The organism is Vibrio sp. 10N.222.48.A3 (assembly GCF_041475345.1).
Taxonomy (GTDB): Bacteria; Pseudomonadota; Gammaproteobacteria; order Enterobacterales; family Vibrionaceae; genus Vibrio; species Vibrio tasmaniensis_A.
The window spans coordinates 1-3,736 of sequence record NZ_JBFRVX010000102.1 but is presented as its reverse complement, the minus strand read 5'-3'; the positions used below and the strand labels follow the sequence as shown (position 1 = coordinate 3,736).

Annotated in this window: 4 protein-coding genes; all 4 read left to right on the top strand. The window is 41.1% G+C overall.

Going from position 1 to position 3,736, the window contains the following annotated elements; all coding sequences use genetic code 11:
• A partial coding sequence (locus AB4653_RS03890; RefSeq protein ID WP_372103374.1) for a PLP-dependent aminotransferase family protein occupies positions 1-980 on the top strand: 980 nt, incomplete at its 5' end.
• Positions 981-1,107: 127 nt separating this feature from the next.
• Entirely contained in the window at positions 1,108-1,314 is a 207-nt protein-coding gene (locus AB4653_RS03885) for a hypothetical protein (RefSeq protein WP_004734707.1), read from the top strand.
• Positions 1,315-1,734: 420 nt separating this feature from the next.
• Positions 1,735-2,412 carry a hypothetical protein gene (locus AB4653_RS03880; RefSeq protein ID WP_009847046.1) on the top strand — a complete coding sequence of 226 codons (678 nt, stop codon included), beginning with the start codon at positions 1,735-1,737 and terminating at the stop codon, positions 2,410-2,412.
• Between the two features lies 1 nt (position 2,413).
• A complete protein-coding gene (locus AB4653_RS03875; protein ID WP_102258600.1) occupies positions 2,414-3,574 on the top strand; it encodes a serine protease in 1,161 nt (386 codons plus the stop codon).
• The last annotated feature ends 162 nt before the right edge of the window (positions 3,575-3,736 follow it).

Sequence of the window (3,736 nt, the reverse complement as noted above, 5' to 3'; positions counted from 1 at the left end):
CGGGCAGTGAGTCCCTAAGAAGACAAATCGCTCAACGTTACCTGCAGCAAGGTATTACCGTCAACCATCAAGATATCGTGATTACTTCTGGTGCTATGGAAGCGCTTAACTTGAGCCTTCAAACTGTAACCAAGCCCGGTGACTACGTTGTGATTGAATCTCCTGCTTTCTATGGTGCTCTGCAAGCTGTCGAGAGGTTAGGACTCAACCCTATCGAAGTGGATGTTTGTCCAATCAATGGATTGAATATTGAGCAGTTTGAAAGCGCACTACAAAACCAGGATGTGAAAGCGTGTTGGCTGATGACGACGTTTCAAAACCCGACAGGGACAAGTTTGTCTGAAGATGCGAAGCGCCGAGTGGTTGAGGTTGCTGAACAATACAAGACTTATATTATCGAAGATGATGTTTACGGCGACCTATATTTCGAAGGGCATAAACCTAAACCGCTAAAAGCATTTGATAAAACAGACTTAGTGTTGCTATGCGGCTCTTACTCTAAGAGTTTATGCCCTGGCTATCGTGTTGGTTGGGTGGTGAGTTCGCGTTTTAACGATGCGATTCAAAAACTTCAGCTTCTTTCTACGCTGTCGAGTAGTGCTCCTGTGCAGCTTGGTGTCGCGCACTTCTTGACACACGAAAGCTACGACAATCACCTTCGTAAATTGCGTAAAAATCTTCTAATGAGAAAAAAGCGATTTATAGAGGTCATTAAGCAATATTTCCCACATTCCATCGAGATAGAAGACCCAGCTGGTGGCTACTTTGTATGGATTCGTTTTTCTGCCAAATTCGACAGTCAACAATTCCATCAGTTAGCGATTGCTCAAGGCATTAGCGTCGCCTCTGGAGACCTCTTTAGCGAGTTGGGCAGAGTAGACAACGCGATTAGATTGAACTTCTCTTATGAACTCACAGCAGAGAAAGAGCAAGCGCTGATCTTACTTGGTAAGCTTGCGCGTCAACTTACGCACTCGTAAAACCGTAAGTCACTCATAAAAAAGACAATGATTCCAACTGTACGGACTGATTCCGATGCAACTGTACGCCTTCTTGACCAGCGAGTTGTGATTCAATATCGATAGACCAAATATTGGAGATACCGTTATGTTGAAAATGACTATGGGTAACGAAGTTAAGTTGATTATCGTTGCTATTGTGTGTGCACTTCTGTTAATCCTCGGCCACGTACTACTGGCAAAAGCATTCGCTGATATGGCATGGGCAGAATACACGACTGCCGCAATCCCATTCGTTATGATGGCAATCTGCGGTCTCGCGATAAAATACGCTATCGACCAAGATGTCGACTAAGTTTTTGAGTACACAAAAATGATCTTTCAGAGCCCCTCCATGATTTGGTGGGGCTTTTTCGTTGTATACATGAAACGGAATTGCGTAGGCATCGCTGTTATCGTCGTGAAATAGAAATCCTTGATGAAATACAATTATTATCCATACCTGTTGTAAGCACATGTAAGGAGTATCTAATCACTACTTGGAAAGTAAATCACCTTTAGTCAAAAGCTTGGCAAACGCAATTTATCATCATTAACTATTGGTATGGTTGGGTTTATGGTTATTCGTGCCAGCTATCAGTCGGTGAGGTTTGAATCGTGATGAACAAAGCCCTTACAGCACCTTACATTTTCAACTTATCTTTAGCCTACAATTACTTGGAACTAATACTGAGGCGAAAATATGAGATTAAAATGTGCAAAATTGAACCTCTGCATGTTGGCATTACTAACAACTAATGCAGCGGCCAGTGAGATTGAGGTCGATTTAAATAAATTAAGTAATGTTTCAGAAATTGGTACAGATACTTTGTCGATCGCTAGTGAGTTCATCGGTTATGAACTTAATGATGGCAAGTATCGTTACGCAAGAGACGTTGACTTAAATGGCTTAGATTGGGTTTTCTTATATGGAGAGCATCAAAGAAAAGACAAACCCAATAGTACCTTAATTAGTGACGTAAATGTTATTGGTGAATTACGACAAGTTGTTAATTCAGAGACCAAAAACGCAATTGGTAACCGTTATTACTGGCAGGGTGGTGATTCTACAGATTACAACCAAGAGCTAGCTTTCTCTGGTTTACTTGTCGGCACTAGTGGTTTCTCTTTTGACGTTCAGCCAGGTAAAGGCGGGCGATTTTCTGTAGAGCTTTATACACACAATTGGCTCTCTTCTGCTGATGTAACCGCATGTGTTAAAAAGCAATGTATCACTATTAAAAATGATATCTCCTTTCACATGACCAGTGTCAAAAATACGATAGTTTTCGAATCCCAATCTCCTGATGATATCGTCGAAATCACTTATACACGTCAACATAGACAGTTCGACTTTGAAGCTAGACAGGGTTACCACGCTATTGAAGCTATCCAATTGATAGAGGCTCAGTAACATGAAAAAAATTATTTTGGCATCAGCGATCGTTGCTACTTTTTCAGCGCAGGCGGGCATAGGCAAGATGGATCGCTCGGTTACTCAACACAAAGCGTTTGCCTTACAAACTCAATTTGATTTTGCTTGCCACATGAATGCAGGGTCGGCCACTTTAATCGACCCGTATTGGGTTATCACAGCAAATCATGTGTCAGGTTCAAAAAGTGAAGGATATGAAAATGCGGTAACTTGTTCTTCTTATGAAAAAGATAAGAATGGTAAGTACAATGTTGTTCATACGTCACGTGCGACTACTGACCCTGATGGTGAGTGGGGGGAGTATGAATTTACCGATGGTATTTACGACTTCGCTTTGGTGCGCTTAGATACGCCTATCACCGGTATCAAGCCGGCGAAGTTGCCCGAGAAAGGGATGTTTGATCATTCAGAAGTCTATGAAGTAAATAGCGTTGGCTTTGGCAACTATAACGGACGTAATGGTGGCAAAAAGTTTGTTAAGTACAACGACACAGACAAAAAATGGTTAGCTGAGTACAAATATGACCCAGTGATCATGCCTCAAAGTAACTTGCAGTGGTTAATTATCCATGGGGATTCAGGTTCTGGTATCACGATTGAGAGAGATGGTGAGTTTTATATTATTGGGGAGATAGGGCTTCAATATTATGGTGAGCTTGGTTGGCAAGATACCTTCGATGATGTTTTGGGAAGATTGGATTCATTACAAAGTGACATGCAAGAGCATGGTTTTAGCTATACGAAACCTGTAAATCTTGCTGATGTAAAATGGACGTCAACAACTCAGAATGACATTGAAGATCTTCACGCGTTTTACAGCTACTGGAAAGCGGGAAGTATGGACTTCAATGCGACTTACTGGACGGCGGATGGTGGTATTTATAACACCGCTTATGCGATAGAAGGGGAAAAGTACACTTTTGAAACAGTGATACCTGTAAATTCTAAAGCGCCTGCATTTGATGTGTTTGTTAATGGTCGTCAGGTCGCTCATAACATTAAAGCGGACAAAGAAAGTCTGTTTTTGAAAGTGAATGCATTTGAACAGAAAGGCGATCAGTTAGTCATTGAATTCAAGCCTCTTCAAAGTACAGGTGAAAAAATTATGCTCGATCACTTTTTGGTACGCAAGGCTGACTAATTTAGTCTGGACAGCTTAAATGAAACTTAAGCAGAATAAATAAAGATGAAGCCCTACTTATGTTAAGTAGGGCTTTTTTTTACACATTGTAAAATTACTTAGTAATTAGCGTACTTTGCTTAGCATTGAATTCAAAGTTCTCGGTCTTAGTAATGGAGTTCT